This window comes from Streptomyces sp. NPDC053560 (assembly GCF_044544605.1).
Lineage (GTDB): Bacteria > Actinomycetota > Actinomycetes > Streptomycetales > Streptomycetaceae > Streptomyces.
In genome coordinates this window covers 486,740-513,532 of record NZ_JBITXI010000006.1, presented here as the reverse complement: position 1 = coordinate 513,532, position 26,793 = coordinate 486,740, and the positions used below count along the sequence as shown (strand labels likewise).

The following is a 26,793-nucleotide window of genomic DNA, read 5'->3' as shown; positions in this document are numbered from 1 at the left end:
CGTAGTGAGCAGCGATCGGGACGAGATCCGCACGGGCGGCATCACCCCCGGCGAGGATCAGTCCGACGCGGATCCCGAAATGACGGGTGAGTTCACCATCGACTACACCCCGCCTGCTTGGTACACGCAGAACTCGGATTCGGGGGCGGGCGCCGGGGCCGGGGCTGGGTCCGGTTCTGGGACTGGGGCCGGTGCCGGTGCGGTGCCGCCGCCTCCGCCGCCGCTGGGTGAGCCGCTGTTTCCTCCGGTGGTGACGCCGTCGATGCCTGAGTCGGCACCGGCACCGGCGCCAGCTCCGGCTCCGGCTCCGACGAGCGGAGCGGGGAGCCGTGGCGCGGGTGGCGACGAGGCCGCGAGTTCGGGCGGGGGCCCGGGTGACGGGGCGGCTGCCGGTACGGCGGGGTCGGAGGGCTCCGGTGGGGTAAGCGGCGCCGATGCCAGTGCCTCTGAGGGGCTTGGCGGCAGTGGCTCTCAGGGCGGGGAGAAGGAGACCTCGGTCGAGGGGGCTGCCGGGGGCGAGTCGCGTGACGCTGGTGCTGGTGCCGGTGGTCGTGAGGGTGGCTCGGAGGCGGTTGTCGGGCAGCCTGAGCCGTTGAGTGAGGACGCTGCGCCTCCGACGCCGCCGCACGGTGCGCCGTCGGCCTCGGCGTGGTCGCCGGGCGCGCCGCAGGGGCCCGCGGCTTCGTTGCCGCCGCTGCCGCCGGAGTTCCAGCCCGCCGATCCGCAGGCGCAGAACACGCCTGACACGACCGCGGGGCCCGGTGCGCCGTCGGCCGGTACGCCGTCGCCCGACACGCCGTCGGCCGGTGCGTGGCCCTCGCAGGGTCAGGACCACGGGCAGGTCCAAGGCCAGGGTGAGTACGGCTTCCCGCCGGCGAGCGGTGCTGTGCCGGGGCAGCAGGCAGGGCCTGGCGGCCAGCCCGCGCCGGGGCCCGCGTCGGGGGCTGCGGCTCCTGGTGTGCCGCCTCAGGCCGGTGTTCCGCACCAGGCGCCCATTCCGAATCAGGCCGCGCAGCAGGGTGGTTACGGCTATCCGGCGCAGGCTCAGCCCGGTCAGCCGGCTCAGCAGGGCGGCTACGGTTACCCGGCTCAGGGGCAGCCGGGCGGTCAGGGGGGTTACGGCTACCCCGCGCCGGGGCAGGGCGGGCAGGCTCCCGGTGCCGCCGGCCCGGGCGCGCAGCCGGGCCCGCTGCCCGGACAGGGCCAGCCCGGACAGCCGGGGCAGCCTCACGCTCAGGGCGGCCAGCCCGGGCAGCCGGGCCAGCTCGGTCAGTCGAACGCCGCCCAGCCGGGGCAGCCCGGCGCGCAGCCGCAGGGGCCGGCGGGACAGCCGCAGGGGCAGCCCGGGCAGCCGCACGGCCAGCAGGGTGGGCAGCCCGGTGGTGTGCCCGGTGCTCCCGGGCCGCAGTCGGGGTACGGGTACCCGCAGCAATCCGGTTACGGATATCCGCAGCCGCCCGCGCAGGGCCAGCCCGGTCAGCCGGGACAGCCGGGACAGCCCAACGCTCAGCAGGGCCCGCCCGGCGCGCAGCCGAACGGCCGGCCCAACCCGTACGGTCAGCCCGGTGGTCCCGGTCAGGCCGGTGTGCCTGGTCAGGCCGCTGTGCCCGGTCAGCCGCCGCACGGGCAGCAGGCGCAGCAGGCGGGGCCGCAGGGTTACCCCGGTGCGCAGGGGGCCCCTCAGCAGGGTGGCGACCCGCGTTCCGGTGGCTGGCCGGCCCAGGGCCAGGGTCAGGGACAGGGACAGCAGCCGGGCCAGGGGCAGGGCGGTCACGGGCCGGCCGGCGCGCCGCTCGGGTACACCGCTGCCGTGGAGCTGTCCTCGGAACGGCTGATCAAGGGCAAGCAGAAGGCACGGAAGCCCGGGGCCAACCAGCCCGGCAACTCGCGGTTCAAGATCGGCGGCAAGAAGGAGGAGGCCGAGCGGGCGCGCAAGCTGGAGCTGATCCGTACGCCCGTACTCTCCTGCTACCGCATCGCGGTGATCAGCCTCAAGGGCGGCGTGGGCAAGACCACGACCACCACCGCGCTCGGTGCCACGCTGGCGACCGAGCGGCAGGACAAGGTCATCGCGATCGACGCGAACCCGGACGCCGGCACCCTCGGGCGCCGCGTGCGGCGGGAGACCGGGGCGACCATTCGCGACCTGGTGACCGCGATCCCGTACCTCAACAACTACATGGACATCCGGCGGTTCACTTCCCAGGCGCCGTCCGGGCTGGAGATCCTGGCCAACGACGTCGACCCGGCCGTCTCGACGACCTTCAACGACGAGGACTACCGCCGCGTCATCGACATCCTGGGCCAGCAGTACCCGATCATCCTGACGGACTCCGGTACGGGCCTGCTCTACAGCGCGATGCGCGGCGTGCTGGACCTCGCCGACCAGCTCATCATCATCTCCACGCCGTCGGTGGACGGTGCGAGCAGCGCCAGTACGACGCTGGACTGGCTGTCGGCGCACGGCTACGCCGACCTCGTCTCGCGCAGCATCACGGTCATCTCCGGGGTGCGCGAGACCGGAAAGATGATCAAGGTCGAGGACATCGTGTCGCACTTCGAGACGCGCTGCCGCGGCGTGGTCGTCGTACCGTTCGACGAGCACCTGTCGGCGGGCGCCGAGGTCGACCTCGACATGATGCGGCCGCGGACCCGTGAGGCGTACTTCAACCTCTCGGCGATGGTCGCCGAGGACTTCTCGCGGGCGCAGCAGGCGCAGGGGCTGTGGACCCAGCAGCAGGGCGGCACCCAGCCGCCGAACGCGGCGCCGCCGATGCCGGGCGGGTACCAGCAGGGACCGGGCCAGGGGGCTCCGGGCCAGCCCCAGCCGGGACAGCCGCAGCCGGGCCACCACCCCGGTCAGCCGGGGCAGCCGGGGCGGCCGGGCCAGTACCCCGGGCAGCCGGGACAGCCTGGCCAGCCGGGGCAGTACCCCGGTCAGCCCGGGCCGCAGCCGGGGTGGCAGCAGCAGCCTCCGCAGCAGTACCCGCCGCAGCAACAGCCGCCGCAGAACCCGCAGTCCGGCGGGCCGTACGGCTACGGCTACCCCCAGCAGCCGCCCCAGCAGGGTCAGCCTCCGCAGGGCCAGCCCCCGCAGTCTGCTCCGCCGGGGCAGCCCGGGCCGCAGCCCGCGTGGCAGCAGCCCCCGCAGCAGCAGTAGCCGGCAGTAGCTGCGGCGTACGGCAGAGCGCGTGAGGAATGAGTGAACCCCCTTGCTGAGCAAGGGGGTTCACTCATTCCTGGTCAGAAGCTGCAGGAGCTGCAAGAGCTGCAGAAGCTGCAGGAGTTGCAGAAGCTTGAAAAGCCTCAGGACGCGGTGGGCGGGTCCTGGCTCACCAGCGCGCGGGCCTGTTTGACGTCCAGGGCCATCCGCTCCAGCAGCGCGTCGAGGGTGTCGAACTTCTCCTGGCCGCGGATGTACGCGACGAAGTCCACGGCGACGTGCAGGCCGTACAGGTCGAGCCCCACGCGGTCGATGGCGTACGCCTCGACCGTGCGGATCTTGCCGTCGAACTGCGGGTTGGTGCCGACCGAGATCGCCGCGGGCATCGCCTCGCCCTCGACGTGGAGATGGCCCGCGTACACGCCGTCGGCGGGGATGGCGGTGTGCGGCAGGGTCTCGACGTTGGCGGTCGGGAAACCCAGTTCGCGGCCGCGCTGGGCACCCCGGACGACGACGCCCTCGACGCGGTGCGGGCGGCCCAGCACTTCGGCGGCGCCGGCCATGTCACCGGCCGCGACCAGCCGGCGGGTGAGCGTGGAGGAGAACGGCTCGCCGCCGCCCGCCTCGCCGCGCTCGAAGAGGTCGATGACCTCCACGTCGTAGTCGTAGGTGCGGCCGAGCTCGGCCAGGGTGTCGACGTTGCCCGCGGCCTTGTGGCCGAAGCGGAAGTTGGGGCCCTCCACGACGAGCTTGGCGTGCAACTTGTCGACCAGCACCTTCACCACGAAGTCGGCGGGCGCCAGCTTCGAGAACTCCTTCGTGAAGGGGAGGATCAGTACGGCGTCCACGCCCAGTTCGGCCATCAGCTCGGCGCGCCGGTGGTGCGGGGCGAGCAGCGGCGGGTGCGTGCCGGGCCGGACCACCTCGCTGGGGTGCGGGTCGAAGGTGACCACCACGGCCGGTACGCCCAGCTCCCGGGCGCGCGCCACGGCCTTGCCCAGGATCAGCTGGTGCCCGCGGTGCACGCCGTCGTAGGAGCCGATGGTGACGACGCTGCGCCCCCAGCCCTCGGGGATGTCCTCCAAGCCACGCCAGCGCTGCACTGTGCCCGCTCCTTGCCCGAACTCTTGTCTGTTCACTACACCGATACGGCATTGCGCAGGTCTAAGACTGCCATGCCGGGGGGTGTGGTTCGCGCGAAGGGTGGGCTCACCTCGGGTGGCCGCGCGGGGAGCGGCCGATGCGCGCAGGCGGGGCCGGGTGTGCGGGCGGATGTCGGACGGGAGCTCAGGCCGGATGCGGGGCGCCCTGGACAGGCGTACGAAGGGCGCCGTGCGCCACGGGGCGCGTGAGGCAGCCCTTGGGAGGCCGCGCGGAGGAGGGCGCCGTGGCCGGTGCCGGGGGCGGTGGCAGGAACGGGGACGGTGCCGCGGGCGGCGACGGTACCGGGGGCGGTGACGGTGCCGGGAACGGCGACCGTGCCGGGGGCGGTGACGAGAGCGGCGACCGCGTCGGGGACGGTGACGGCGACGGGAACGGCGCGGCGGACGGCGGCGAAAGCGGCGGCGAGAGCGGCGGCGGCAGGTCCGCCGGGTGGTGGGGGCCGAGCATGGCGCGGGCGCTGGGGCCCACGACGGCGGCCCACTCCGCCGGCGCGTCGGCCAGCCACGTCCGCACCATCGCGGCGAACTCCGGCAGCAGGCGGCCCAGCTCGACCAGGCGCCGGTCGAAGCGGGCCGCGCCCTCGGTCGTCCGTACGTGCAGCATGCCGGTGCGGTGCACGAGGTCCCGGGTGCGCGCTTCGGGGCGGTGCGCGGCGCCCTGCGCGGCCGTGCACAGCAGCGCGTCCAGCACGGTGGGGTCGGGCGCGGCGGCCGGGCACCCGCCGCGGCCCGCACCGTTGTGCTCGCGCTCCAGCAGGACGTCCAGCAGTTCCTGGCGGAGCGGGCGGGATGCGGTGCTGCCCGCACCGGCCAGTACGGGCACCAGCGCACACCGTACGGGCGCGGCGTGCGCGGTCAGCAGCCGTACGCCGAGCGGCCGCAGCACCGTACGGGCGCCGGGCCCCGCCTCCATGCGGCCGGCCACGAAGTCCGCGACGGGACGTGCCGCCGTCCACGGGAAGCGGATGGCGTACTCGTCCACGAGGGCGGCGGCCCGCCGGGCGAGTGCGGGGGTCGAGACGCCGGCGAGGGTACGCAGCACGGCCTCGGCGGCGACGTCGGCGTCGGCCTCCGCGCCGCCGGTCGTGGGAGAGCGGCGCAGACGGGTCTGGAAGGCGGCGAGTACCGGTTCGGGATGACTGGTCAGGGCGGCGGCGAAGGCGTCGGGCGGCAGCGCGGGATCACCCGCCGTGAAGCGGGCCAGCGCCCGGTCCAAGTACCGGGAACGGGTGGCCCGGTCGGCCACCAGCAGGGCCAGCGCGCGCCCGTGCACGCCCGGGTCGCCCGGCCGGTCGAGCAGCGTGCAGGCGGCCCGGCGCAGCAGTTCGCGGTCCGCCTCGGCGGCGTGCCCGGCCACGGCGAGCGCGTACGTCGCGGCGGCCGCCCGGCGCGCGGGCCGGTCGTCGCGGGACCAGCGGTCCACGGCACGGCAGAGGGCTGCGGGTTCGTCCTCGGCGAGGGCGGTGAGGAGCTCGTCGGCGCGCGGGTGCGCGGCGGCGGCCAGCGCCTCGGTGAGGGCGTCGGTCGCGCGGCGGCGGTGGGTGTGCAGCAGCGCCTGGGCGGCCGCGGCGACGGTCGGCTCCTGCGGCGGGGCGCCACCGGGCCCGTGGGCTTCGCCGGACCCGGCCGGCACGGCGCTCCGCCCGCGCTGCAGCGGACGCTCGTCGTCGAACCAGCGGCACAGCAGCGGCTGCGCCCGCCGGGGATCGGCACGCAGCAGCGCCGCCGCGAGCCCGAGGAAGCGGGGCGGGCGGGGGACGACCGGAGCGCCGGGCTCGGCGGGCTCCGTGGCAGCGGCGCGTACACCGGACGCGCGGACCACGGGCTCGGTGGGCGCCGCGGGAGTGGTGGCGCGTACGCCGGACTCTCCCGGCCCCGCAGAGGAGGCGCGTACGCCGGACGTGCGTACACCGGCCTCGGCGGGCGGTGTCGGGGTGACGTGCCTGTCCGGGCCCGCCTGGGTGGGAGGGGCCGAGAGCAGCGTGGGCGCAGTCGCCGGAGACGCAGTGCCCGCTCCCCTGCTGGCCGGCGCCGATGCGGACGGCGGGCCGTCCGCCGGGAGGAGGCGGCGGACGAGGTCGAGGCGGGTGGCCGGGTCGAGCGGCAGCCGTTCCCAGAACCAGGGGCCGAACGCGTCGAGGCCCGTCCGGTCGAAGCCGCCGGCCAGTGCCGAGCGGTCCGTCACGCGGGCCGCGAGCAGATGCAGCACCCGCGCGTACGGAACCGCGTCGGGCAGCCGCAGCAGGACCTCGCCGAGCAGATGCTCCGCCCACCACCGGGCGTCCCTCACCGCTCCGACGCCCGCCACCCCGGCACTTGCCGCTCCGGCACTCGCCACTCCCACTTCCGCTCCCGCTCCCGTGACCACCGCCACCAGGCCCTCCAGGCGTCGGCCCAGCGCTTCGGGGCCGACCCGGCGGCCGAGGAGGAGCAGGGCCTCGACCACCGGGCCGATGCGGTGCCGCGGTACGACGGGCGTGTCCGGGCCCGTGGGTACCGCTCCGGCCCCGGGCGCGGCCGTGGCGGGCAGCCGCGTGGCGTGGCCGCGTGCCGGCCGGTGCACGAGGGCGTCCAGCGTGTCGTCCACGTCGAGGTGTGCGCCCTGGAGCCAGTCGGCGAACTCCTCGTGCGGAAAGCGGTAACCCGCTCCCGCGGGCACCAGCAGCCCCTCGGCGAGCACCGCGGACGCCCAGCCCGTGCGCCAGGGGAAGAGCTCGTCGAAGGACGCCCGGTCCAGTTCCCCCTGGCCGGGCCCGAGACAGCGGCGGGCCGCCTCGTGCGCCCGTCCGGCGACCCGGGCAGCCGCCCGGCGCACCTCCCCCGCCGCACGCATTCGCCCCTCGGCCGAAACCGTCCGCCCCTCCGCGGAACCCGTCCGCCCCTTTACCGGCGCCGCGTACGCCAGTCGTTCCGCCACGCGCAGGCACAGCAGGTCCAGGCAGGCGCCGAAGATCTCGTGGCGGTGGGGCGTGCCCAGCGCCTTCGTGTCCCCGCCGGCCGCCACCACGGACGTCCGTACCTCGGCCAGCAGCCGAAGGGCCAGCGGATGCCCGGCGTCGGCGGCGGTCAGCGCGCCGGCCGGCAGACCGTACCGGGCACGGGCCCGGGCGGCCTGGCGCGGCGGCAGGTCGCCCAGGCGTACGCAGGGCGGCAGCGCGCCGGCCGGTGTGCCGGGCGGGGTCACCGCAGGGTGGCGCGGCCTGTGCAGGAAGGCGGCGGGGAAGAGTGCCCCGGCCGTCTCCCAGAACTCGGGGCGGCAGGCGACGATCAGCTGGGCCCCGGTGCCGTGCAGCCACTCGGCCGTGTCGCGGGTCCAGTCCGCGAGCCGGTGGGCGAGGCCGGGCGGCAGTTCCTCCGGGCCGTCCAGCAGGACGAGGAGGGGGCGTCCGGCCGCCCGCGCGAGCCCGGCCACCTCGTCGGGCGCCGCCGTGGCGGGATCGCCCGGGGTCGGTCCCGAGGCGCTGAGCACGCGCCCCGCCGACCGCAGCGCCCGCCCCACCGCGTCCCGCAGCCCGCGGTCCGTGGCGCGCAGGTCGGCGCCGCGCAGCCGGACGGTCGGGGCGGGCGCGGCGGACCGCGCGCGGCGGACGGCGAGCGCCGTCAGCTCCGTACTGCGCCCGGTACCGGGATCGCCGACCAGGGCGAGGACCCGTGCCGCCGGGCCCGACCCGGCACCGCCCGACGGGGCGCCACTCATGTCGTTCGTTCCGAAGGCCGTGAACTCCTCCGCCACGTCGGGGCGTTCGACCGGGTCGCGCCAGGGGCCCGGGCCGCCTGCCGTTCCCATGGCGGTCGTGGTGAGGGTCAGCGCGCCCGCGAGGTTGAGGTCGGGGCCGTACGCGGGGACCGTGGCGGCGTTTCGGGCCAGCAGCTCGGCGAGCGGGCCCCTCGGGAACGCCTCGGCCGCGGCATGCAGCGGGATTGCATAGCCGTCCGGACCGGCCTCACCACCCGCAGGCCGGCCGCTCTCCGGTCCCGTACGCGGGCACGCACGCAAGCCGGCCCCGGCGCCCGCGCGCACCCCCCGGTGCAGCGCAGTACCCATCACCGCCAGCACCGCCCCGGTCCCGGCGTCGGTCACCGGGCCGCCCGCGGCCGTCCCGCCCAGCCGCAGCGCTTCGCCGCCCGGGCCGCGCACCGCCAGTTCGACCGCCTCCGCGAGGTGGTGGTGGCGGTCGGTCGCCGTGTATGTGACGGCGGTGGTTCCCACGATGCGGCCCGGCAGTTCGTCGGCCGCGGCATACTCCCCCCGCTCCCCCTCCGTGCGCTCATCGGCCGCGCCGTACCGCTCTCCCCGCTCCCCCTCCGCGTGCCGGCCCGCGTACAGCCGTACGTCCGCGCCCGGCCGGGGGCGGCCCGCGGCGACCGGCAGCGGTGGGACGCCGAGGCCGCCGGTGCGGACGAGGGCGAGGCCGGTCTCCGGGAGGGGGACGACGGCTTCGGCACCGACGGTGCAGCTCCGCCCGTCCGCGCCGTACAGGACCAGACGGGCCAGGCCGTCGACGGCTTCGTGGCTGGTCAGCACCGTGCCGTCGGGGTCGGCGACAAAGCCCGTGCCGCGCGGCCGCCCCGCCAGGTCGCGGATGCGCACCAGCGCTTCCGCCGCGTCGGCCGCCTGCACCACCATCGCCGTACCTCCCGCTGTCGCCGGTCGACCCCGCCACCGCGTACCGGGTCATTTCGACCGTAGGCAGCCGGTGATCGTCCTGGACAGGGCGCACGGCGAAAGCGCCCCTCTCCACGCCCGCGGTTCGCTCCGAGCGCCCGGCCGAAGGGATGAAAGAGCGGCGCGCGAGGGATACGGCGGAAGAGGCACTCGAACGGACCAGCCGCACACGGAAAGAGAGCGGACACGTCGCACCGGAAAGAAAGCGGACCGGCCGCGCCCCGCAGCGACGTCCGGACGCCCGGACGCCCGGAAAGAGAAATGTCCCGTGGGCCGCATGGGCCCACGGGACACCTCCTGCGTCCGGCGTCCTGCTCCGGCGTTCGCCGTCCGGCTGTCAGACGAAGACCGCCAGGCTCTTCGCCTTGCCGCCCTTGTTCTCCAGCAGGGCGAGGAACGTTCCGTCCGGCGAGAACGCCGCGACCGGCCCGTCCGTGTCGAAGACCGGCATCGGGATGCGCGCGCCGTTGCCGAGCAGCTTGGCCTGTTGCACGGTGACGTCCCAGCGCGGGAACGCCGCGGCCGCCGCCTCGCCGATCGGCATGATCGGCAGCCCCGTGCCCTCGGGCTCGTCCACGGCCGCCTGAAGCTGCTCCAGCGTGCGGGCCTTGTCGAGCTTGTACGGGCCGACGCGGGTGCGGCGCAGCGCCGTGAGGTGCCCGCCGGTGCCGAGGCCGGCGCCGATGTCACGGGCGAGGGCACGGATGTACGTGCCCGAGGAGCACTCGACGGAGACCAGCAGGTCGGTGACGGGGGTGCCGTCCTCCGCCTCGGTCTCGTGCACGGAGTGCAGCACGAACGAGGAGACGGTCACCGGGCGGGCCGGTATCTCCACGTCCTCGCCGCCGCGCACCCGGGCGTAGGACCGCTTCCCGTCGATCTTGATCGCGCTGACCTTGGACGGCACCTGCATGATGTCGCCACTCAGCGCGTCGATCTGCTCCTGGATGGCGTCCCTGCCGAGCTCCTTGGCGCCCGCCGACTCCGTGATCTCGCCCTCGGCGTCGTCCGTGACGGTGGACTGGCCCAGCCGGACCGTGCCCACGTACTCCTTCTCCGTCAGCGCGAGGTGGCCGAGCAGCTTCGTGGCGCGCTCGACCCCCAGGACGAGCACGCCCGTCGCCATCGGGTCCAGCGTGCCCGCGTGCCCGATCCGGCGGGTGCGGGCCATGCCGCGCATCTTCGCCACGACGTCGTGCGAGGTGAAGCCGGCCGGCTTGTCAACGATGACGAGCCCGTCCGGCACTGTGACCTTCTGCTTCATTCGGCGGCGGTGTCCTCGTCGTCGTCCTCGCCCGGCTTGCGGTACGGGTCGGCCTCACCGGCGTAGTCGGCGCCCGAGGACGCCTCCCGGACCTTGGCGTCGGAGGCCCGCGCCTTGTCCAGCAGGTCCTCGATGGTCCTGGCGTTCTCGGGGAGGGCGTCCGCCACGAACGTCAGCGTCGGCGTGAACTTGGTGCCCGCGGCACGCCCGACCTCGGAGCGCAGGATGCCCTTGGCGCTCTCCAGTCCGGCGGCGGCGCTGGCCCGGTCCTCGTCGTCGCCGTAGACCGTGTAGAAGACCGTCGCCTCCCGCAGGTCGCCGGTGACCCGGGTGTCCGTGATGGTCACGTGGGAACCGAGCCGCGGGTCCTTGACACCGCGCTGCAGCTTCTGGGCGACCACCTCCCGGATGAGGTCCGCCAGCCTCTTCGCCCGCGCATTGTCGGCCACTGGTCGTCTCCTTCTAGTTTCTTTCCACCATGGTGCTTGCGGCGCCGACGGCCCGCACAGCCGGCCGGATACCCGGCCGGCCGCAGCGTCAGTCGTCGTGGTCGCCGTGGAACTGCCGCCGTACCGACAGCAGCTCCACTTCGGGACGCGCGGCGACCAGTCGCTCGCAGCGGTCCAGTACGTCTGTGAGGTGCCCCGTGTCCCCGGAGACCGCCGCCAGGCCGATCGTGGCCCTGCGGTAGAGGTCCTGGTCGCCGACCTCCGCCACGCTGACCGCGTACTTGCGGTGCAGCTCGGCGACGATCGGGCGGACGACGGAGCGCTTCTCCTTCAGCGACCGTACGTCGCCGAGGAGGAGGTCGAAGGACAGCGTCCCTACGTACATGCGGTTCGGGTTGAGCCACCCGGGGGGCGTTGGGGGCACCTCCCAGCGGCAGCTGGGGGCGTATCGGTCACTGAACCGTACACGGAACGGCCGGGGCCGATCGACGGATTTCCTCCGCCGACCGGCCCCGGTCCCGCTCGCCGCCCGGCCGCCGTACTGGCCGGCCGGACCGCGTGCGGGCAGTGCTCGCGTGATCAGACGCGCGGCTTCTCGCGCATCTCGTACGTCGCGATGACGTCGTCGATCTTGATGTCGTTGAAGTTGCCGAGGTTGATACCGCCCTCGAAGCCTTCGCGGATCTCGGTGACGTCGTCCTTGAAGCGGCGCAGACCCTCGATGTTGAGGTTCTCCGCGATGACCTTGCCGTCGCGGACCAGGCGCGCCTTGGTGTTGCGCTTGACCTCGCCGGACCGGATGAGAACACCCGCGATGTTGCCCAGCTTGGACGACTTGAAGACCTCGCGGATCTCCGCCGTGCCGAGCTCGACCTCCTCGTACTCCGGCTTCAGCATGCCCTTCAGGGCCGCCTCGATCTCCTCGATCGCCTGGTAGATGACCGAGTAGTACCGGACGTCGACGCCCTCGCGCTCGGCCATCTGCGTCGCGCGGCCTTCGGCGCGGACGTTGAAGCCGATGACGATCGCATCGGAGCCGGACGCCAGGTTGATGTCGGACTCGGTGACCGCACCCACGCCGCGGTGCAGCACGCGGATGTCGACCTCCTCGCCCACGTCGAGCTGGAGCAGCGAGGACTCCAGGGCTTCGACCGAACCGGACGCGTCGCCCTTGATGATGAGGTTGAGCTGCTGGACCTCGCCGGCCTTGAGCACCTTGTCCAGGTCCTCGAGGGACACGCGACGGGTGCGCTTGGCGAAGGCGGCGTTGCGCTCGCGCGCCGCGCGCTTCTCGGCGATCTGACGCGCGGTGCGGTCCTCGTCGACAACCAGGAAGTTGTCGCCGGCGCCCGGCACGTTGGTCAGACCCAGCACCAGGACGGGGGTCGAGGGACCCGCTTCCTGGATGTTGTTGCCCTTGTCGTCGAGCATGGCGCGGACTCGGCCGTAGGCGTCGCCGACGACCATCGTCTCGCCGACCCGCAGCGTGCCGCGCTGGACCAGCACGGTGGCCACGGCGCCGCGGCCGCGGTCGAGGTGGGCCTCGATCGCAATACCCTGCGCGTCCTGCTCGGCGTTGGCCCGCAGGTCGAGCGAGGCGTCCGCGGTGAGGACCACGGCCTCCAGCAGTTCCTCGATGTGCAGGCCCTGGCGGGCGGAGATGTCGACGAACATGGTGTCGCCGCCGTACTCCTCGGCCACCAGGCCGTACTCGGTCAGCTGACCGCGCACCTTGGTCGGGTCGGCACCCTCGACGTCGATCTTGTTGACCGCGACGACGATCGGCACGTCGGCCGCCTTGGCGTGGTTCAGCGCCTCGATCGTCTGCGGCATGACGCCGTCGTTGGCCGCCACCACGAGGATCGCGATGTCGGTCGACTTCGCACCACGGGCACGCATGGCGGTGAACGCCTCGTGACCCGGGGTGTCGATGAAGGTGATGCGACGCTCTTCGTCGTTGACCTCGGTCGCGACCTGGTACGCACCGATGTGCTGCGTGATGCCGCCGGCCTCGCCCGCGATGACGTTCGTCTTGCGGATCGCGTCCAGCAGTCGCGTCTTACCGTGGTCGACGTGACCCATCACGGTCACGACCGGCGGACGCGCGACGAGCATCTCCTCGCCGCCCTCGTTCTCGCCGAACTCGATGTCGAAGGACTCGAGCAGCTCGCGGTCCTCCTCCTCCGGGCTGACGATCTCGACGACGTAGTTCATCTCCTCGCCGAGGAGCGTGAGCGTCTCGTCGGAGACGGACTGCGTCGCGGTGACCATCTCACCCAGGTTCAGCATGACCTGGACGAGCGACGCCGGGTTGGCGTTGATCTTCTCGGCGAAATCGGTCAGCGAGGCACCGCGCGACAGGCGAACCGTCGCACCGTTGCCGCGCGGCAGCATGACGCCGCCCACCGACGGAGCCTGCATCGCCTCGTACTCCTGGCGACGCTGCCGCTTCGACTTGCGGCCACGACGCGCCGGACCGCCGGGACGGCCGAAGGCGCCCTGCGTGCCACCACGGCCACCGGGACCACCCGGACGGCCGCCGAAGCCCGGACGGCCGCCGAAGCCGCCACCGGGACCGCCGCCACCGGGACGGCCGGCGAAACCGCCGCCGCCACCCGGACGACCGCCGCCGCCACCGGGACGGCCGGCGAAGCCGCCGCCACCGCCGGGACGACCGCCGCCGCCACCCGGACGGCCACCGCCGCCGGGACCACGGCCGCCGGGGCCCGGACGCGGGCCGGCCGCCGGACGCTGCGGCATCATGCCCGGGTTCGGACGCGCGCCGCCGCCGGGACGGGGACCGCCCTGGCCGGCGCCGCCGCCCTGCGGACGGGGCATGCTGCCCGGCGTCGGACGGTTACCGCCCGGCGCCTGGGGACGGGGACCACCCTGACCGGCGCCCTGCGGACGCGGGCCGCCGGGGCCGCCCTGGCCGCCGGGGCGCGGCGCGCCGCCGGGACGGGGGGCCTGCGGACGGGCCATGCCCGTGGAGCCGCCGGAGGTGAAGGGGTTGTTGCCCGGACGCGGGCCCTGGGGGCGGTTGCCGCCGGGGCGCGGACCCTGACGGTCGCCGCCGGGACGCGGGCCACGGTCGCCGCGACCCTGGCCACGGTCCTGGCCGCGGTCCTGACGGTCCTGGCCGGGACGGGCGCCCGGACGCGGGCCGGGGGTGGCACCGGGCTTCGGCGCCTGCGGCGCGGCGGCCGGCGGAGCCTGGAACTCGGGCTGCGCGGGCGCGGCCGGAGCGGGCTTGGGAGCCGGCTTCGGGCCGGGCGTGGGGCGCGGGCCCGGAGCGGGCGCCGCGGAGGGGGTGCTGCTGCTCTTCGGCGCCTCGGGGGCCTTCGGGGCCTCGGGGGCTGCCGGAGCCGCGGGGCCCGGCTTGGGGGCGCCCGGCTTCGGGGCAGCAGGACGAGCCGCCTGCGCCGGGGAGGGCGCGGACGGCTTGGCAGGCGCACCCTTGCGCGCCTGGGGCTTGCCGGCGGCACGGCCGTTGCCGTTGCCTGCCTGGAAAGCGTCGGTCAGCTTGCGAACAACCGGCGCCTCGATCGTCGAGGACGCCGAACGGACGAATTCACCAAGTTCTTGGAGCTTGGCCATGACGACCTTGCTCTCAACGCCGAACTCCTTGGCGAGTTCGTATACCCGGACCTTAGCCACTTCGCTCCTTCTAGGTCCGGGTGTCCACCGGACCGTCGCTACTTCATGGGCGTACTCATCGCGTACTCATCGAGTGCTCATCGCAATCTCGACCTACTTCCGACTCGCGAGGTACCTGACCGCACGGTTTTCCGTGCGACGTGCTGTCTTACGGTGTCGTCTGCTCGACATACCGGCGCAGGGCCGCGGTGTCGAGCGGTCCTGGGCCTCTGAAGGCCCTGGGGAACGCCCGGCGGCGCACCGCCAGGTCGAGACAGACCAGTGTGGGGTGCACGTAGGCACCCCGGCCGGGCAGCGTACCGCGAGGATCGGGGGTGCACTCACCATCGATCATCACGATGCGCAGCAAATCGCCCTTGGCCGCTCGCTCCCGGCATCCCACACACGATCGCTCAGGGCATGCGCGGGCATGCGTCCGGCCAGACACTGCTTAAGTCTACCTCCCCGTAGCGGTCTCACCCCTATGGGGTAAGGACCGAACGGCCGCTCATATTCCTTCGTGGCTGACAATCGACCATGGCCGGCAACCGACCGCGGCCGGCCATGACGCCGGCGGCACCCGCCGCCGACGTCTCCGGCTCAGCCCTGCCGGTCGGCCACCTCGGTGTCCGGGCGGATGTCGATCCGCCACCCGGTGAGCCGGGCGGCGAGCCGGGCATTCTGCCCTTCCTTGCCGATGGCCAGGGACAGCTGGTAGTCGGGGACGGTGACCCGCGCGGAGCGCGCGGCCAGGTCCACGACCTCGACCTTGGAGACCCGGGCCGGCGACAGCGCGTTCGCCACCAGGTCCGCCGGGTCGTCCGACCAGTCCACGATGTCGATCTTCTCGCCGTTCAGCTCGGCCATGACGTTGCGGACACGGCCGCCCATCGGGCCGATGCAGGCGCCCTTGGCGTTCAGCCCGGAGCGGGTGGAACGCACGGCGATCTTCGTGCGATGGCCGGCCTCGCGGGCGATGGCGGAGATCTCCACCGAGCCGTCCGCGATCTCCGGGACCTCCAGCGCGAAGAGCTTCTTCACCAGGTTCGGGTGGGTGCGCGAAAGGGTGACCGACGGGCCGCGGACACCCTTGACGACGCGAACCACGTACGAGCGCAGACGCGTGCCGTGCGCGTAGTCCTCGCCGGGGACCTGCTCCTGCACCGGCAGGATGGCCTCCAGCTTGCCGATGTCGACCAGGATGTTCTTGGGGTCCTTGCCCTGCTGGACCACACCGGTGACGACGTCACCCTCACGCCCGGCGTACTCACCGAACGTCACTTCCTCTTCGGCGTCCCGCAGCCGCTGCAGGATGACCTGCTTGGCGGTGGTCGCCGCGATCCGGCCGAAACCCGACGGTGTGTCGTCGAACTCGCGGGGCTCCTCGCCCTCCTCCAGATCGGCCGGGTCCTCCTTCGCCCACACGGTCACATGACCGGTGTTGCGGTCCAGCTCCACGCGCGCGTGACGGCGGCTGCCCTCGGTGCGGTGGTAGGCGATGAGGAGGGCCGACTCGATGGCCTCCACCAGCAGGTCGAAGGAGATTTCCTTCTCCCGCACCAAACCCCGCAGGGCACTCATGTCGATGTCCACGGCTACGCCTCCTCCTGGCTCTCGTCGTTGGTGTCGTCTTCCGCGGGGGCCGCGTCCTTGGCGGCGCCCGGCGCGGTCTTGCGGTTGAACTCGATCTCCACGCGCGCCTTGGCGATCTCGCTGAAGGCGACCCGGCGGGCGGTGGGCTTGCGCCCCTTCACGCCCGGTACTTCGAGGTCCAGGCCCTCGTCGTCGACGGCGATGATCCGTGCGACCAGCTCGCCGCCCTCGTGCAACTGGGCCTTGATCAGGCGGCCGGTGGCCCGGCGGTAGTGCCGCTGCTCGGTGAGCGGGCGGTCGGCGCCGGGCGAGGTGACCTCAAGGGTGTACGCGACGTCCCCCATGGCGTCCGCGTCGTCCAGCGCCTGCGAGATCTCGCGGCTCAGCTCGGCGCACTCGTCCAGCTGGACGCCCTCGTCGGAATCCACCACGATCCTCAGCACACGCCGCTTGCCCGCGGGGGTCACCTCGATCTCTTCCAGATCCAGGTCTCGCGCGGCGACCAGCGGTTCAAGCAGTCCGCGCAGCCTCTCGCTCTGGGTGGTGCTCATCCGGGTGACTCCTCGGCCGCGTGTGCTGTTGTGGGATGGTCGCGTGTCTGGCCAAAGCCTATCTGTTCCGGCGGGGTACTGACGATTCCGTGCGCGGGCGCGGTTACGCTCGCCTGCGGTGATCACCAGATCACCACCCGCAGACCCCCGGGAAGAGGACCGTGCCGCAGCCGAGTACGCACCCGAGTACGCACGTGAGGAGAAGGGCCCTGCTGGCGGGCGCCGCGCTCGGGAGCGCGGCGCTGCTCGCGGGCTGCTCCGCGGAGCCCGCCGCGTCCGACGACATGGACAGCGCCGCCGGGCGCACCCTGCTCGACAAGGGCGCGCGGGACAGCGGCGCACTGCTGGCCCGGTACGACGCGACGCTGACCGCGCACCCCGGCCTGGAACGGCGGATCCGCCCGCTGCGGGACGAAGTGGCCCGGCACGTCGCGGCGTTCGAGACCCCCGAGGCCACCGGCTCCCCCACCGCCACGCCCTCCGCGACCGCCTCGCCGTCCCGTACACCGCAGCGGCAGCAGCGCGCACCGAAGGTGCCCGGCACGGAGAAGAAGGCGCTCGCCGCACTCGCCGAGGCCGAGCGGCACACCGCCGACCTGCGGACGGCCGCGCTGGTGAGCGCGCCGCCGGAGGTCGCGCGGCTGCTCGCCTCGATCGCCGCGGCCGGCGCCGCCCACGCCCACCTGCTCGAAGCGCGGGACGAGCACGACGAGAAGGACGGGAAGAACGCCTGATGCCGGCGGAGAAGCACGAGAACCCGGAGCGGAAGGCCGAGCTGGACGCCCTGCAGAACGCCCTGGCCGCCGAACACGCCGCGCTCTACGGGTACGGCGTCGTGGGGGCGCGGGTAGACGACGGACGGCGCGAGGAAGCGCAGAAAGGCTACGACGCCCACCGTGCGCGCCGGGACGAACTGAGCCGCCGCATCACCGCGCTCGGCGGCCGGCCGAAGGCGGCGGCCGCGGCGTACGCCCTGCCGTTCCCCGTGCCCGACGCGGCGGCGGCCGTCCGGCTCGCGGCCGAACTGGAGGACCGGGTGGCCGGCGCGTACGCGGACCTCGTACGCGCCTCCGCCGGGGCCCGGCGGCGCGCGGCGGCCGGATCGCTCCGCGAGGCAGCGGTGCGTGCGGTGCGCTGGCGCGGCAGCGGCGTAGCCTTCCCTGGGCTCGCCGAACGGACCTCGGCCGGCAGCCCGTCGCCCACCGCGACCGGATCCGCCGACGCGCTCTGAGCGCGCCGCGGCCGTACGGGCTCACCGGCCACCCCGGTACCGCCGAAGAAAGGGACAGCTCCAGCATGGCAACGGCACCCATCGAACCGCCGAGACGGTTGGTGCGCGCGATCGGCGACGACCCCGCGAGCCCCGCGCGCGCCTGGCTGGACTCGCTCCCGGACCGCGTCGCGGAGCGGCTGGCGGCATGGGAGCTGACCCTCGAGCGCGTGCACGAGCCCGGCGGCCGCGCCAGCCTCCTCGTCCTCGTGACGCAGCAGGACGGCACGCCCGCCGCGCTGAAGTTCCCGCTGCCCGGCCGGCCCGGCGCCGAGGCCGAGGCGGCGGCCCTGGCGCGCTGGGACGGCTGGGGCGCGGCACGGCTGCTCCAAGCCGACCTGGACAGCGGCGCGCTCCTCATCGAACGCCTCCGCGGCGGCGTCTCGCTGCGCTCACTGCCCGAGGCGAAGGCCCTGCTGGAGGCGGCGGGGACGGTCCGCCGCCTCTGGGTACCGCCCACGGAGGGCCACCCCTTCGAGACGCTCGCCGCCCGTACGGACGCCGCGGTGGACCTCCTGCGGGAGCGCGGCGCGGCGGTCCCGTCCGCGGCCCCGCTGGTCGACGAGGCAGCGGAACTGCGCCGCGCACTGCCCGCCGACGCCTCCGAAGAGGTCCTCCTGCACGGCGCGTTCCGCCAGGGCAAGGTGCTGGCCGGGCACCGCACACCCTGGCTCGCCGTGGGCCCGCGCCCCGTACTCGGGGAACGCGCGTACGACCTGGTCGGGCTGGTCCTGGACCGCATGGAAGACCTGGCCGCCGGCACGGGCGCCGCGGCCGCGGCCCGCCGCCGCGTCACGAAACTCGCCGACTCCCTCGACGTCGACCGCGACCGCCTCCGCGGCTGGACCCTCATCGGCGCGGTGGAAGCGGGCCTCCGAGCGGCGACGACGGACGACCGCGCTCGCGGGGAATTGCTGCTGGAGTTCGCTACCTGGCTGTAGAGCCGGGCGCGTACGGCCTGACCAACCCGCCCGGCGCTCGGGGGCGAGCGGCCGGCAGGCCGCGATACACGGGGCACGGCAACGGGCCCGCACGTCACCGCACGGGCCCGCCAACGAGGCCGGAAAACTACGCGCTCAGGCGCGCAACCGCCTCCTCGACCGTCATCTCCTCGCGCTCCCCCGTGCGCCGGTCCTTGACCTCGACGACGCCCTCGGCGGCGCGGCGGCCCGCGACGACGATGTGCGGGACACCGATCAGCTCCGCGTCGGTGAACTTCACGCCCGGGGAGACCCCGGCCCGGTCGTCGACCAGCACGCGCAGCCCCGCCGCGCCCAGCTTGTCGCCGACCTCCAGCGCCAGCTCCGTCTGCTTGGCCTTGCCCGCCGCGACGACGTGCACGTCCGCCGGGGCGATCTCGCGCGGCCAGCACAGGCCCGACTCGTCGTGGGTCTGCTCGGCGAGCGCCGCCACCGCACGCGAGACGCCGATGCCGTACGAGCCCATCGTGACCCGCACCGGCTTGCCGTTCTGACCGAGCACGTCCAGCTCGAACGCGTCGGCGTACTTGCGGCCCAGCTGGAAGATGTGGCCGATCTCGATGGCGCGGTCGATGACCAGCCCGGCGCCGCACTTGGGGCAGGGGTCGCCCGGCTCGACGACGACCACGTCGAGGTAGTCGTCCACCTCGAAGTCACGGCCGACGACGACGTTCCGGGCGTGCTTGCCCTCCTTGTTGGCACCGGTGACCCAGGAGGTGCCGGGCGCGACGCGCGGGTCGGCGATGTACCGGAAGGCCTTGCCGGCCAGGCCCTGCGGGCCGACGTAGCCGCGGACCAGGTCCTCGCGGCCGGTGAAGTCCTCGGCGGTGACCAGTTCGACGACGGCCGGGGCGAGGTGCTCGCCGAGCTTGCCCATGTCGACCTCGCGGTCGCCCGGTACGCCCACCGCGACGATCTCGCCGTCGACCTTGATCAGGAGGTTCTTCAGCGTGGCGGAGGCCGGTACGTCCAGGTACTCGGCGAGCGACTCGATGGTCGGGGTGTCGGGAGTGTCCAGCTCCTCCAGCTCGCCGACGCCGGTGGCGTCCGCGGGCTCGACCTTGACCGTGACGGCCTCGGTGTTGGCCGCGTAGTCGCACCGCGGGCAGTCGACGAAGGTGTCCTCACCGGCCGCGGCGGGGGCCAGGAACTCCTCGGAGGCGGAGCCGCCCATCGCGCCGGAGACGGCCGAGACGATGCGGTAGTCGAGACCCAGGCGCGCGAAGATCTTCTGGTACGCGGCGCGGTGCAGCGCGTACGACTGCGCCAGGCCCTCGTCCGAGGTGTCGAAGCTGTACGAGTCCTTCATCTGGAACTCGCGGCCGCGCAGCACACCGGAGCGGGGACGCGCCTCGTCCCGGTACTTCGTCTGGATCTGGTACAGCATGACCGGCAGGTCCTTGTAGGACGTGCACTGGTCCTTGACCGTGAGGGTGAAGATCTCCTCGTGCGTGGGGCCGAGGAGGTAGTCGGCGCCCTTGCGGTCCTTCAGACGGAAGAGCAGGTCGCCGTACTCCTCCCAGCGCTCACTGATCTCGTACGGCTCCTTGGGGAGCAGCGCGGGCAGCAGGACCTCCTGGGCGCCGATGGCGTCCATCTCCTCGCGCACCACGCGCGAGACGTTCTCCAGCACCTTCTTGCCCAGCGGCAGCCAGGTCCAGATGCCGGCGGAGGTGCGGCGGACGTACCCGGCGCGGACGAGCAGCTTGTGGCTGGCGGTCTCGGCGTCGGCCGGGTCGTCGCGCAGCGTCTTGATCATCAATCGGGACATGCGCTGGACCTGGGCCATGGTGATTCTCCTGCGTAAGAAAGGTGACTGGGGCGAGGTTATCGGGCGGGACCTCGCCCACGGAAATGGGTATCGCGGCGATTGTGACGCAGCGTAGTCGGGTATCCCCTGATCAGGGGGAAAGGGACGTTCGAATCGCCACGTAGCGGGACCGGTAACGGGCCCCGTAGCGCGCCCCATCGTGGGGAGCGCGCCCGCCGCGGACGGTATGCCTGCACCGGACTGCGCGCCTGCCGTGGACGGCAAGCCTGCCCCGGACTGCGCGCCGACCGTCGACGCACGCCTGCCGTGGACGGCACGCCCCCGCGAAGGGCCCGTTCAACGGGCCAGTGGCAGTGGGGCGCCCATCACGGCGTACGGCGCGGGGGCACTCGGAAAGATCACGCGGCGGGCGAGGTCCTGGTAGCCGAGCGAGCGGTACAGCGCGCGGGCCGGGCTCTCGGTGTCGATCGCGGAGAGGATGCTGCGCGGGTACGGCGCCTCGTCGGTGATGCGCGTGATCAGCGCCCGGCCGATGCCCCGCTTCTGATACGCGGGGTGGACATGCAGCTCGGTGATGACGAAGGAGTCGTCCAGCCAGAAGTCCTGCCCGTTGCTGCGCAGGTACGGCTCGACGACGCTGGACCACCAATGGGAGCGGTCGTTGGGCAGGCCGTACACGAAGCCGGCCAGCCGGCCCTCGGACGTGGTGGCGCCCAGGGCGCGCGCTCCGGGGGTGGTGAGGTGACGCAGCACGATGTGGCGGCGCACCCCGATCTCGTCGTCGGTCAGGCCGAAGGCGAGCGCCTGCACGACCAGTGCCTCGTCCACGCGAGCAGCGAGGTCGAGCGGTCCGACCACGACGTCATCCATGGTCGGGAGCGTACACAGCCCGGGCGGTGAACACGATCGGACCGGACACCACGGCCGGGAGGCGCCGGGTCGCCCGGTGTACCGGCCTGTCCCGGCCTGCCGGTCGCCCGGCAGCGGGCGGGCGACCGCGGGCGGGCGACGCGGGTCAGAACAGCACGCTCATGAACGCGCCGACCTCTTCGAAGCCGACCCGCCGGTACGCGGCACGCGCCGCGGTGTTGAAGTCGTTGACGTACAGGCTCACGATGGGCGCGACGTCGGCGAGGGCGTACCGCAGGACGGCCGCCATGCCGGTCTCGGAGAGGCCCTTGCCGCGGTACTCGGGCGCGACCCAGACGCCCTGGATCTGGCAGGCGCGCAGCGTGGCGGCGCCGATCTCGGCCTTGAAGACGACCTGGCCGTCCTCGACGCGGGCGAAGGAGCGGCCGGCGCCGACCAGTTCGGCGACCCGGGCCTGGTAGAGCAGCCCGCCGTCGCCCGCCAGCGGGGAGATGCCGACCTCCTCGGTGAACATGGCCACGCACGCGGGCATGATCAGGTCCATCTCGTCCTTGCGGATGCGGCGGACGTACGGGTCGGGGGCGATGTCGGCCGCGGGCTTCGAGGTGACCATCAGCGGCTGGTGGGCGCGGACCTCGCGAGCGGGGCCCCAGGCGGGCTCCAGGAGGGACCACAGCTCGGCCGTGGGGGCCGCGGGGCCGACGATGGAAGAGCAGCGGCGGCCCTGGCGGCGGGCGCGCTCGGCGAAGGCGCGTACGGCGTCGGGGGTGGCGCAGACGGGGACGAGGTTGGCTCCCGCGTAGCAGAGGGACTCCAGCCGGCCGTTGTCGTACCAGCCCCACATCTCGCCGCCGAGCCGCCAGGGGTCGAGCCCGGCGACCTGGACCCGGGCGGCGACGAAGGCGTTGGCGACCGGGTCGCGGTCCAGGACCGCGAGGGCATCGTCGAGCTCCCCGGGCTCAAGGACCTTCGTGGTGGTCGTCAGCACGTGTCGGATTGCCTCACCGTGACAGGGCCGGGGCCGTAAGAGAGCAGGTCCAGGCACTGTACCTCGCGTTCATGCGATGCGCCCCTGCCGCTCTCGGAGCGAGAGGCAGGGGCGCATGGCGTGATTCGCGGTTATCCACAGGGGGCGCGAGGGTCGGTGGGTGGGGGCTAGTTTCGCTTTTAGTGCGGTGGAGGTGGGGGAGGGGCCTCGCACCGGGTGGCGGGGAGAGGGAGGGGCCCTGCCAGGTGACGCGAAACTCGGCGGAAACTCAGCCCGCCACCGCCACCGAAGGCTCCCCCGACGCCACCCCGTCCTTCTCCATCTGCTCAGCGATCTTCATGGCTTCCTCGATGAGGGTCTCCACGATCTTCGACTCCGGCACGGTCTTGATGACCTCGCCCTTCACGAAGATCTGCCCCTTGCCATTACCGGAAGCCACACCCAGGTCGGCCTCGCGAGCCTCCCCCGGACCGTTGACGACACAGCCCATGACGGCGACGCGGAGCGGCACCTCCATGCCGTCCAGGCCCGCCGTGACCTCCTCGGCCAGCTTGTACACATCCACCTGCGCCCGCCCGCACGACGGACAGGAGACGATCTCCAGCCGGCGCTGGCGCAGGTTCAGCGACTCCAGGATGGAGATCCCGACCTTGATCTCCTCCGCCGGCGGCGCCGACAGCGACACCCGGATCGTGTCACCGATCCCCTCGGACAGCAGCGCGCCGAAGGCCACCGCGGACTTGATGGTGCCCTGGAACGCCGGGCCCGCCTCGGTCACCCCCAGGTGCAGCGGGTAATCGCACTGCGCCGCCAGCTGCCGGTAGGCGTTGACCATCACCACCGGGTCGTTGTGCTTCACCGAGATCTTGATGTCCCGGAACCCGTGCTCCTCAAAAAGGGACGCCTCCCACAGCGCCGACTCCACCAGCGCCTCGGGAGTGGCCTTCCCGTACTTCTGCAGCAGCCGACGATCCAGCGACCCCGCGTTCACCCCGATCCGGATCGGCGTCCCCGCGTCATTGGCCGCCTTCGCGATCTCCTTGACCTTGTCATCGAACTGCTTGATGTTGCCCGGATTCACCCGCACCGCCGCACAGCCCGCGTCGATCGCCGCGAACACGTACTTGGGCTGGAAGTGAATATCGGCGATCACCGGGATCCCCGACTTCTTCGCGATCACCGGCAGCGCATCCGCGTCATCCTGCGTCGGGCACGCCACCCGCACGATCTGGCAGCCCGACGCCGTCAGCTCCGCGATCTGCTGCAGCGTCGACCCGATGTCCGCCGTACGCGTCGTCGTCATCGACTGCACGGACACCGGGGCGTCACCGCCCACGGCCACCGGCCCGACGTGGATTTTGCGGCTGACACGGCGGTCGGCGAGCTTGGTCGGAACGTCCGGCATTCCCAGCGCGATGGCAGTCATCTGACGAGCTTCCCCAAGGTGTGATCAAGGACCCGAGATCGGCGGGCTCCGTGGCCGAGGTTACGTCACGGGGATTGCCGTAGGCACATCGCGCAGGTTTACACCGCCCGAAAGGACGGATGCCGGACACCCGTGCGTGTTCGCACGAGTGCCCGGCGTTCCGAAGCGGGCTTGCGGGCGTACCTCTAGCCGGTCAGCCGTACGGGGTTCACCACGTCCGCGACCAGCACCAGGAGCGTGAAACAGATGAAGATGCCGGCGACGACGTAGGCGACGGGCATGAGCTTCGCCACGTCGAAGGGGCCGGGGTCGGGGCGCCGGAAGACCTTGGCGAAGGCGCGGCGCAGCGACTCCCACAGGGCGCCCGCGATGTGTCCGCCGTCCAGCGGCAGCAGCGGGAGCATGTTGAACAGGAAGAGGGAGAGGTTGAAGCCCGCGACCAGGAAGAGCATGGTCGCCACCCGCTGCGAGGGCGGGATGTCCAGGGAGAAGACCTCGCCGCCGACGCGGGCCGCGCCGACGACACCCATCGGGGAGTCCTGCTTGCGCTCGCCGCCGTTGAAGGCGGCGTTCCACAGGTCGGGGACCTTGCCGGGGAGTGCGATGAGCGAGTCGACGCCCTGTTTGACCATGTTGCCCATGCGGTCGACGGACTGGCCGAAGTCCTGCCGGACGATGCCGCTGGCGGGGGTGAAGCCGAGGAAGCCGGCGGTGACGTACTGGTCGGTGACGTAGCCGCCGTGGCCGTCGGTCTTGGCGACCTTGTTCTTGATGAGGTCGGCCTGCAGTACCTTCTCCGCGCCGTCCCGCCGGACGGTGATCGTTGCGGGTCCGGTGGTGTCGCGGATGGCCTGCTGGAGGGTGTTCCAGTCGGGCACGGGGCGCCCGTCGAAGGCGACGATCTTGTCGCCGGCCCGCAGTCCGGCGGCCTTGGCCGGCGAGTCCTTGGCGTCGGACGGGCACTTGTCGGTCTTGGCCGAGGCGGCGATGACGCAGTCCGAGACGGAGCCGACCTGGGTGGTCTGGGTGTTGATGCCGAAGCCCATGAGGACGCTCATGAAGATCACGACCGCGAGGATCAGGTTCATGAACGGCCCGGCGAACATCACGATGACGCGCTTCCAGGGCTTGCGGGTGTAGAACAGCCGCTTCTCGTCCCCTGGCTGCAGTTCCTCGAAGGCGGCCGAGCGGGCGTCCTCGATCATGCCGCGCCAGGGTGAGGTGGAGCGTGCCGAGAGCTTGCCGTCGTCGCCGGGCGGGAACATGCCGATCATGCGGATGTAGCCGCCGGCCGGGATGGCCTTGATGCCGTACTCGGTGTCGCCCTTGCGGCGGGAGAAGAGCGTCGGCCCGAACCCGACCATGTACTGCGGCACGCGGATGCCGAACATCTTGGCCGTCGACAGGTGTCCCAGCTCGTGCCAGGCGATCGAGAAGAGCAGGCCGACGACGAAGACGACGATGCCGAGGATGGTCATCCAGGTCGTCATGCGCGGGCCTCCGATGGTGTGCGTGCCGCGCGGGCGGCCAGTTCGCGGGCGCGGGCGCGCGCCCAGGTCTCCGCTTCCAGTACGTCCGAGAGGGTCAGGGAGGTTCCCGGAGCGGGCGTGCCGTGCTCGGCGACGACTTCGGCGACCGTATCGACAATTCCTGTGAAGGGCAGCCCGCCCTTCAAGAATGCGTCGACGCATTCCTCGTTGGCGGCGTTGAAGACGGCGGGTGCGGTGCCGCCGAGGGTGCCGACGTGGCAGGCGAGCGGTACGGAGGGGAAGGCTTCCTGGTCGAGCGGGAAGAACTCCCAGGTGTGGGCCTTGGTCCAGTCGATGCCGGGGGCCGCGTCGGGGATGCGCTCGGGCCAGCCGAGGGCCAGCGCGATGGGCATGCGCATGTCGGGCGGGCTGGCCTGGGCGAGGGTCGAGCCGTCGGTGAACTCCACCATGGAGTGGATGTAGGACTGCGGGTGGACGACGACCTCGATGCGCTCGAAGGGCACGTCGTACAGCAGGTGCGCCTCGATGACCTCCAGGCCCTTGTTGACCAGGGTCGCGGAGTTGATCGTGATGACCGGGCCCATGGCCCAGGTGGGGTGCGCGAGGGCCTGTTCGGGCGTGACGGTGGCCAGCTCGGCCTTGCTGCGGCCGCGGAACGGGCCGCCGGAGGCGGTGACGACCAGCTTGCGCACCTCTTCGCGGGGGCCGCCCATCAGGCCCTGGAAGAGCGCGGAGTGCTCGGAGTCGACGGGGACGATCTGGCCGGGCTTCGCGAGCGCCTTGACCAGCGGGCCGCCCACGATCAGCGACTCCTTGTTGGCGAGCGCCAGGGAGGCGCCGCTCTTTAGGGCCGCGAGGGTGGGGGCGAGGCCGATGGAGCCGGTGATGCCGTTCAGGACGGTGTGGCACGTGGTGGCGGCGAGCTGGGTGGCGGCGTCGGGGCCGGCCAGGATCTCCGGCAGCGGCTCGCCCGCTCCGTACTGCTCCGCCAGCGCCTCGCGCAGCGCGGGCACCACGTCCTCGCGGGCCACCGCGACCGTGCCGACGCGCAGCTGCCGGGCCTGCTCGGCGAGGAGCGCGACCCGGCCGCCCGCCGCGGACAGGCCGGTGACGCGGAAGCGGTCGGGGTTGCGCAGGACGAGATCGATCGCCTGGGTGCCGATGGAGCCGGTGGAGCCGAGGATCACGATGTCGCGTGGCTCGCCGGGTGCGGCGGCCGGCGGGGTGAAACGCAGATGCGGATGGGCGAGGGATTCCGTCATGGGCACCATTGTGGCCGGTCACGTCCGGAGTGCGGACACCAGCTCGCGGATGATCGGCCCGCGCGGGGGCGTCGGGAGGCACGGAGGGTGGTGCGGGGAGCCCGCTGTCCATCGGGGAAAGCCTTAGTCACCCCGGCATATCCCGTATGCGCTGCGGGCGGGTGGGCCCTGTCGCCGGTGGCTGCCGCTGCTTGGCCTCTGGGTGAACGTTTCGGTGAGCCGTGCACGAACTGTGAGGTGGGGAGCCGGTG

General features: G+C 73.2%; 19 protein-coding genes. 4 read left to right on the top strand and 15 right to left on the bottom strand.

All coding sequences use genetic code 11. The annotated features are described in order from the left end of the window. Window positions 1-4 precede the first annotated feature (4 nt). A complete protein-coding gene (locus ACIGQF_RS17695; RefSeq protein WP_399710896.1) occupies window positions 5-3,160 on the top strand; it encodes an SCO5717 family growth-regulating ATPase in 3,156 nt (1,051 codons plus the stop codon). 146 nt (window positions 3,161-3,306) lie between these two features. On the opposite strand, the gene ACIGQF_RS17690 is transcribed toward ACIGQF_RS17695, so the two are convergent. The 9 genes from ACIGQF_RS17690 to rimP form a co-directional block, all read right to left on the bottom strand. Next, window positions 3,307-4,266: a bifunctional riboflavin kinase/FAD synthetase gene (locus ACIGQF_RS17690; protein WP_399710894.1), complete on the bottom strand. Its 960-nt coding sequence runs from the start codon at window positions 4,264-4,266 to the stop codon at window positions 3,307-3,309. 184 nt (window positions 4,267-4,450) lie between these two features. Then, window positions 4,451-8,953, bottom strand: a complete 4,503-nt coding sequence (locus tag ACIGQF_RS17685) for a hypothetical protein (RefSeq protein ID WP_399710892.1) — start codon at window positions 8,951-8,953, stop codon at window positions 4,451-4,453. 376 nt (window positions 8,954-9,329) lie between these two features. Continuing rightward, on the bottom strand, window positions 9,330-10,256 hold the full coding sequence (gene truB, locus ACIGQF_RS17680) for a tRNA pseudouridine(55) synthase TruB (RefSeq protein ID WP_399710890.1): 927 nt from the start codon (window positions 10,254-10,256) through the stop codon (window positions 9,330-9,332). After that, window positions 10,253-10,705 (bottom strand): 30S ribosome-binding factor RbfA, encoded by a 453-nt coding sequence (gene rbfA / locus ACIGQF_RS17675; RefSeq protein ID WP_052869301.1) that lies wholly within the window; start codon window positions 10,703-10,705, stop codon window positions 10,253-10,255. The genes truB and rbfA overlap by 4 nt, the downstream gene beginning before the upstream one ends. 88 nt (window positions 10,706-10,793) lie before the next feature. Continuing rightward, on the bottom strand, window positions 10,794-11,090 hold the full coding sequence (locus ACIGQF_RS17670) for a DUF503 domain-containing protein (RefSeq protein WP_399710888.1): 297 nt from the start codon (window positions 11,088-11,090) through the stop codon (window positions 10,794-10,796). Between the two features lie 194 nt (window positions 11,091-11,284). Further along, a complete protein-coding gene (gene infB / locus ACIGQF_RS17665) occupies window positions 11,285-14,362 on the bottom strand; it encodes a translation initiation factor IF-2 (RefSeq protein WP_399710886.1) in 3,078 nt (1,025 codons plus the stop codon). Window positions 14,363-14,510: 148 nt separating this feature from the next. Then, window positions 14,511-14,789: a YlxR family protein gene (locus tag ACIGQF_RS17660; protein ID WP_399710883.1), complete on the bottom strand. Its 279-nt coding sequence runs from the start codon at window positions 14,787-14,789 to the stop codon at window positions 14,511-14,513. A gap of 152 nt (window positions 14,790-14,941) precedes the next feature. Then, entirely contained in the window at window positions 14,942-15,934 is a 993-nt protein-coding gene (nusA, locus tag ACIGQF_RS17655) for a transcription termination factor NusA (protein WP_399710881.1), read from the bottom strand. Between the two features lie 2 nt (window positions 15,935-15,936). Beyond that, a complete protein-coding gene (gene rimP / locus ACIGQF_RS17650) occupies window positions 15,937-16,485 on the bottom strand; it encodes a ribosome maturation factor RimP (RefSeq protein ID WP_361556443.1) in 549 nt (182 codons plus the stop codon). A 194-nt stretch (window positions 16,486-16,679) separates the two neighbouring features. On the opposite strand from rimP, the gene ACIGQF_RS17645 reads away from it, so the two are divergent. The 3 genes from ACIGQF_RS17645 (at window position 16,680) to ACIGQF_RS17635 (ending at window position 18,696) form a co-directional block, all read left to right on the top strand. Next, entirely contained in the window at window positions 16,680-17,219 is a 540-nt protein-coding gene (locus ACIGQF_RS17645; protein ID WP_399710879.1) for a hypothetical protein, read from the top strand. Further along, complete coding sequence (locus ACIGQF_RS17640) at window positions 17,219-17,716, top strand: ferritin-like domain-containing protein (protein WP_399710877.1); 498 nt, start codon at window positions 17,219-17,221, stop codon at window positions 17,714-17,716. The genes ACIGQF_RS17645 and ACIGQF_RS17640 overlap by 1 nt, the downstream gene beginning before the upstream one ends. A gap of 65 nt (window positions 17,717-17,781) precedes the next feature. After that, window positions 17,782-18,696: an aminoglycoside phosphotransferase family protein gene (locus ACIGQF_RS17635; RefSeq protein WP_399710874.1), complete on the top strand. Its 915-nt coding sequence runs from the start codon at window positions 17,782-17,784 to the stop codon at window positions 18,694-18,696. 127 nt (window positions 18,697-18,823) lie between these two features. Here ACIGQF_RS17635 and ACIGQF_RS17630 read toward each other — a convergent pair whose 3' ends face one another. The 6 genes from ACIGQF_RS17630 to dxr all read right to left on the bottom strand — a co-directional run bounded on the left by ACIGQF_RS17630 (window position 18,824) and on the right by dxr (window position 26,542). After that, window positions 18,824-20,524 (bottom strand): proline--tRNA ligase, encoded by a 1,701-nt coding sequence (locus ACIGQF_RS17630; protein ID WP_399710872.1) that lies wholly within the window; start codon window positions 20,522-20,524, stop codon window positions 18,824-18,826. A gap of 318 nt (window positions 20,525-20,842) precedes the next feature. Beyond that, window positions 20,843-21,376 (bottom strand): GNAT family N-acetyltransferase, encoded by a 534-nt coding sequence (locus tag ACIGQF_RS17625; protein WP_399710870.1) that lies wholly within the window; start codon window positions 21,374-21,376, stop codon window positions 20,843-20,845. Window positions 21,377-21,521: 145 nt separating this feature from the next. After that, window positions 21,522-22,364: a GNAT family N-acetyltransferase gene (locus ACIGQF_RS17620; RefSeq protein WP_399710868.1), complete on the bottom strand. Its 843-nt coding sequence runs from the start codon at window positions 22,362-22,364 to the stop codon at window positions 21,522-21,524. Between the two features lie 268 nt (window positions 22,365-22,632). Then, window positions 22,633-23,790, bottom strand: a complete 1,158-nt coding sequence (gene ispG / locus ACIGQF_RS17615) for a flavodoxin-dependent (E)-4-hydroxy-3-methylbut-2-enyl-diphosphate synthase (protein ID WP_361556422.1) — start codon at window positions 23,788-23,790, stop codon at window positions 22,633-22,635. A 185-nt stretch (window positions 23,791-23,975) separates the two neighbouring features. Continuing rightward, window positions 23,976-25,280, bottom strand: a complete 1,305-nt coding sequence (locus tag ACIGQF_RS17610; protein WP_399710865.1) for a M50 family metallopeptidase — start codon at window positions 25,278-25,280, stop codon at window positions 23,976-23,978. Then, window positions 25,277-26,542, bottom strand: coding sequence for a 1-deoxy-D-xylulose-5-phosphate reductoisomerase (dxr, locus tag ACIGQF_RS17605; RefSeq protein ID WP_399710863.1), 1,266 nt, complete (start codon window positions 26,540-26,542; stop codon window positions 25,277-25,279). Before dxr ends, ACIGQF_RS17610 begins: the two co-directional genes overlap by 4 nt. Between the last annotated feature and the right edge of the window lie 251 nt (window positions 26,543-26,793).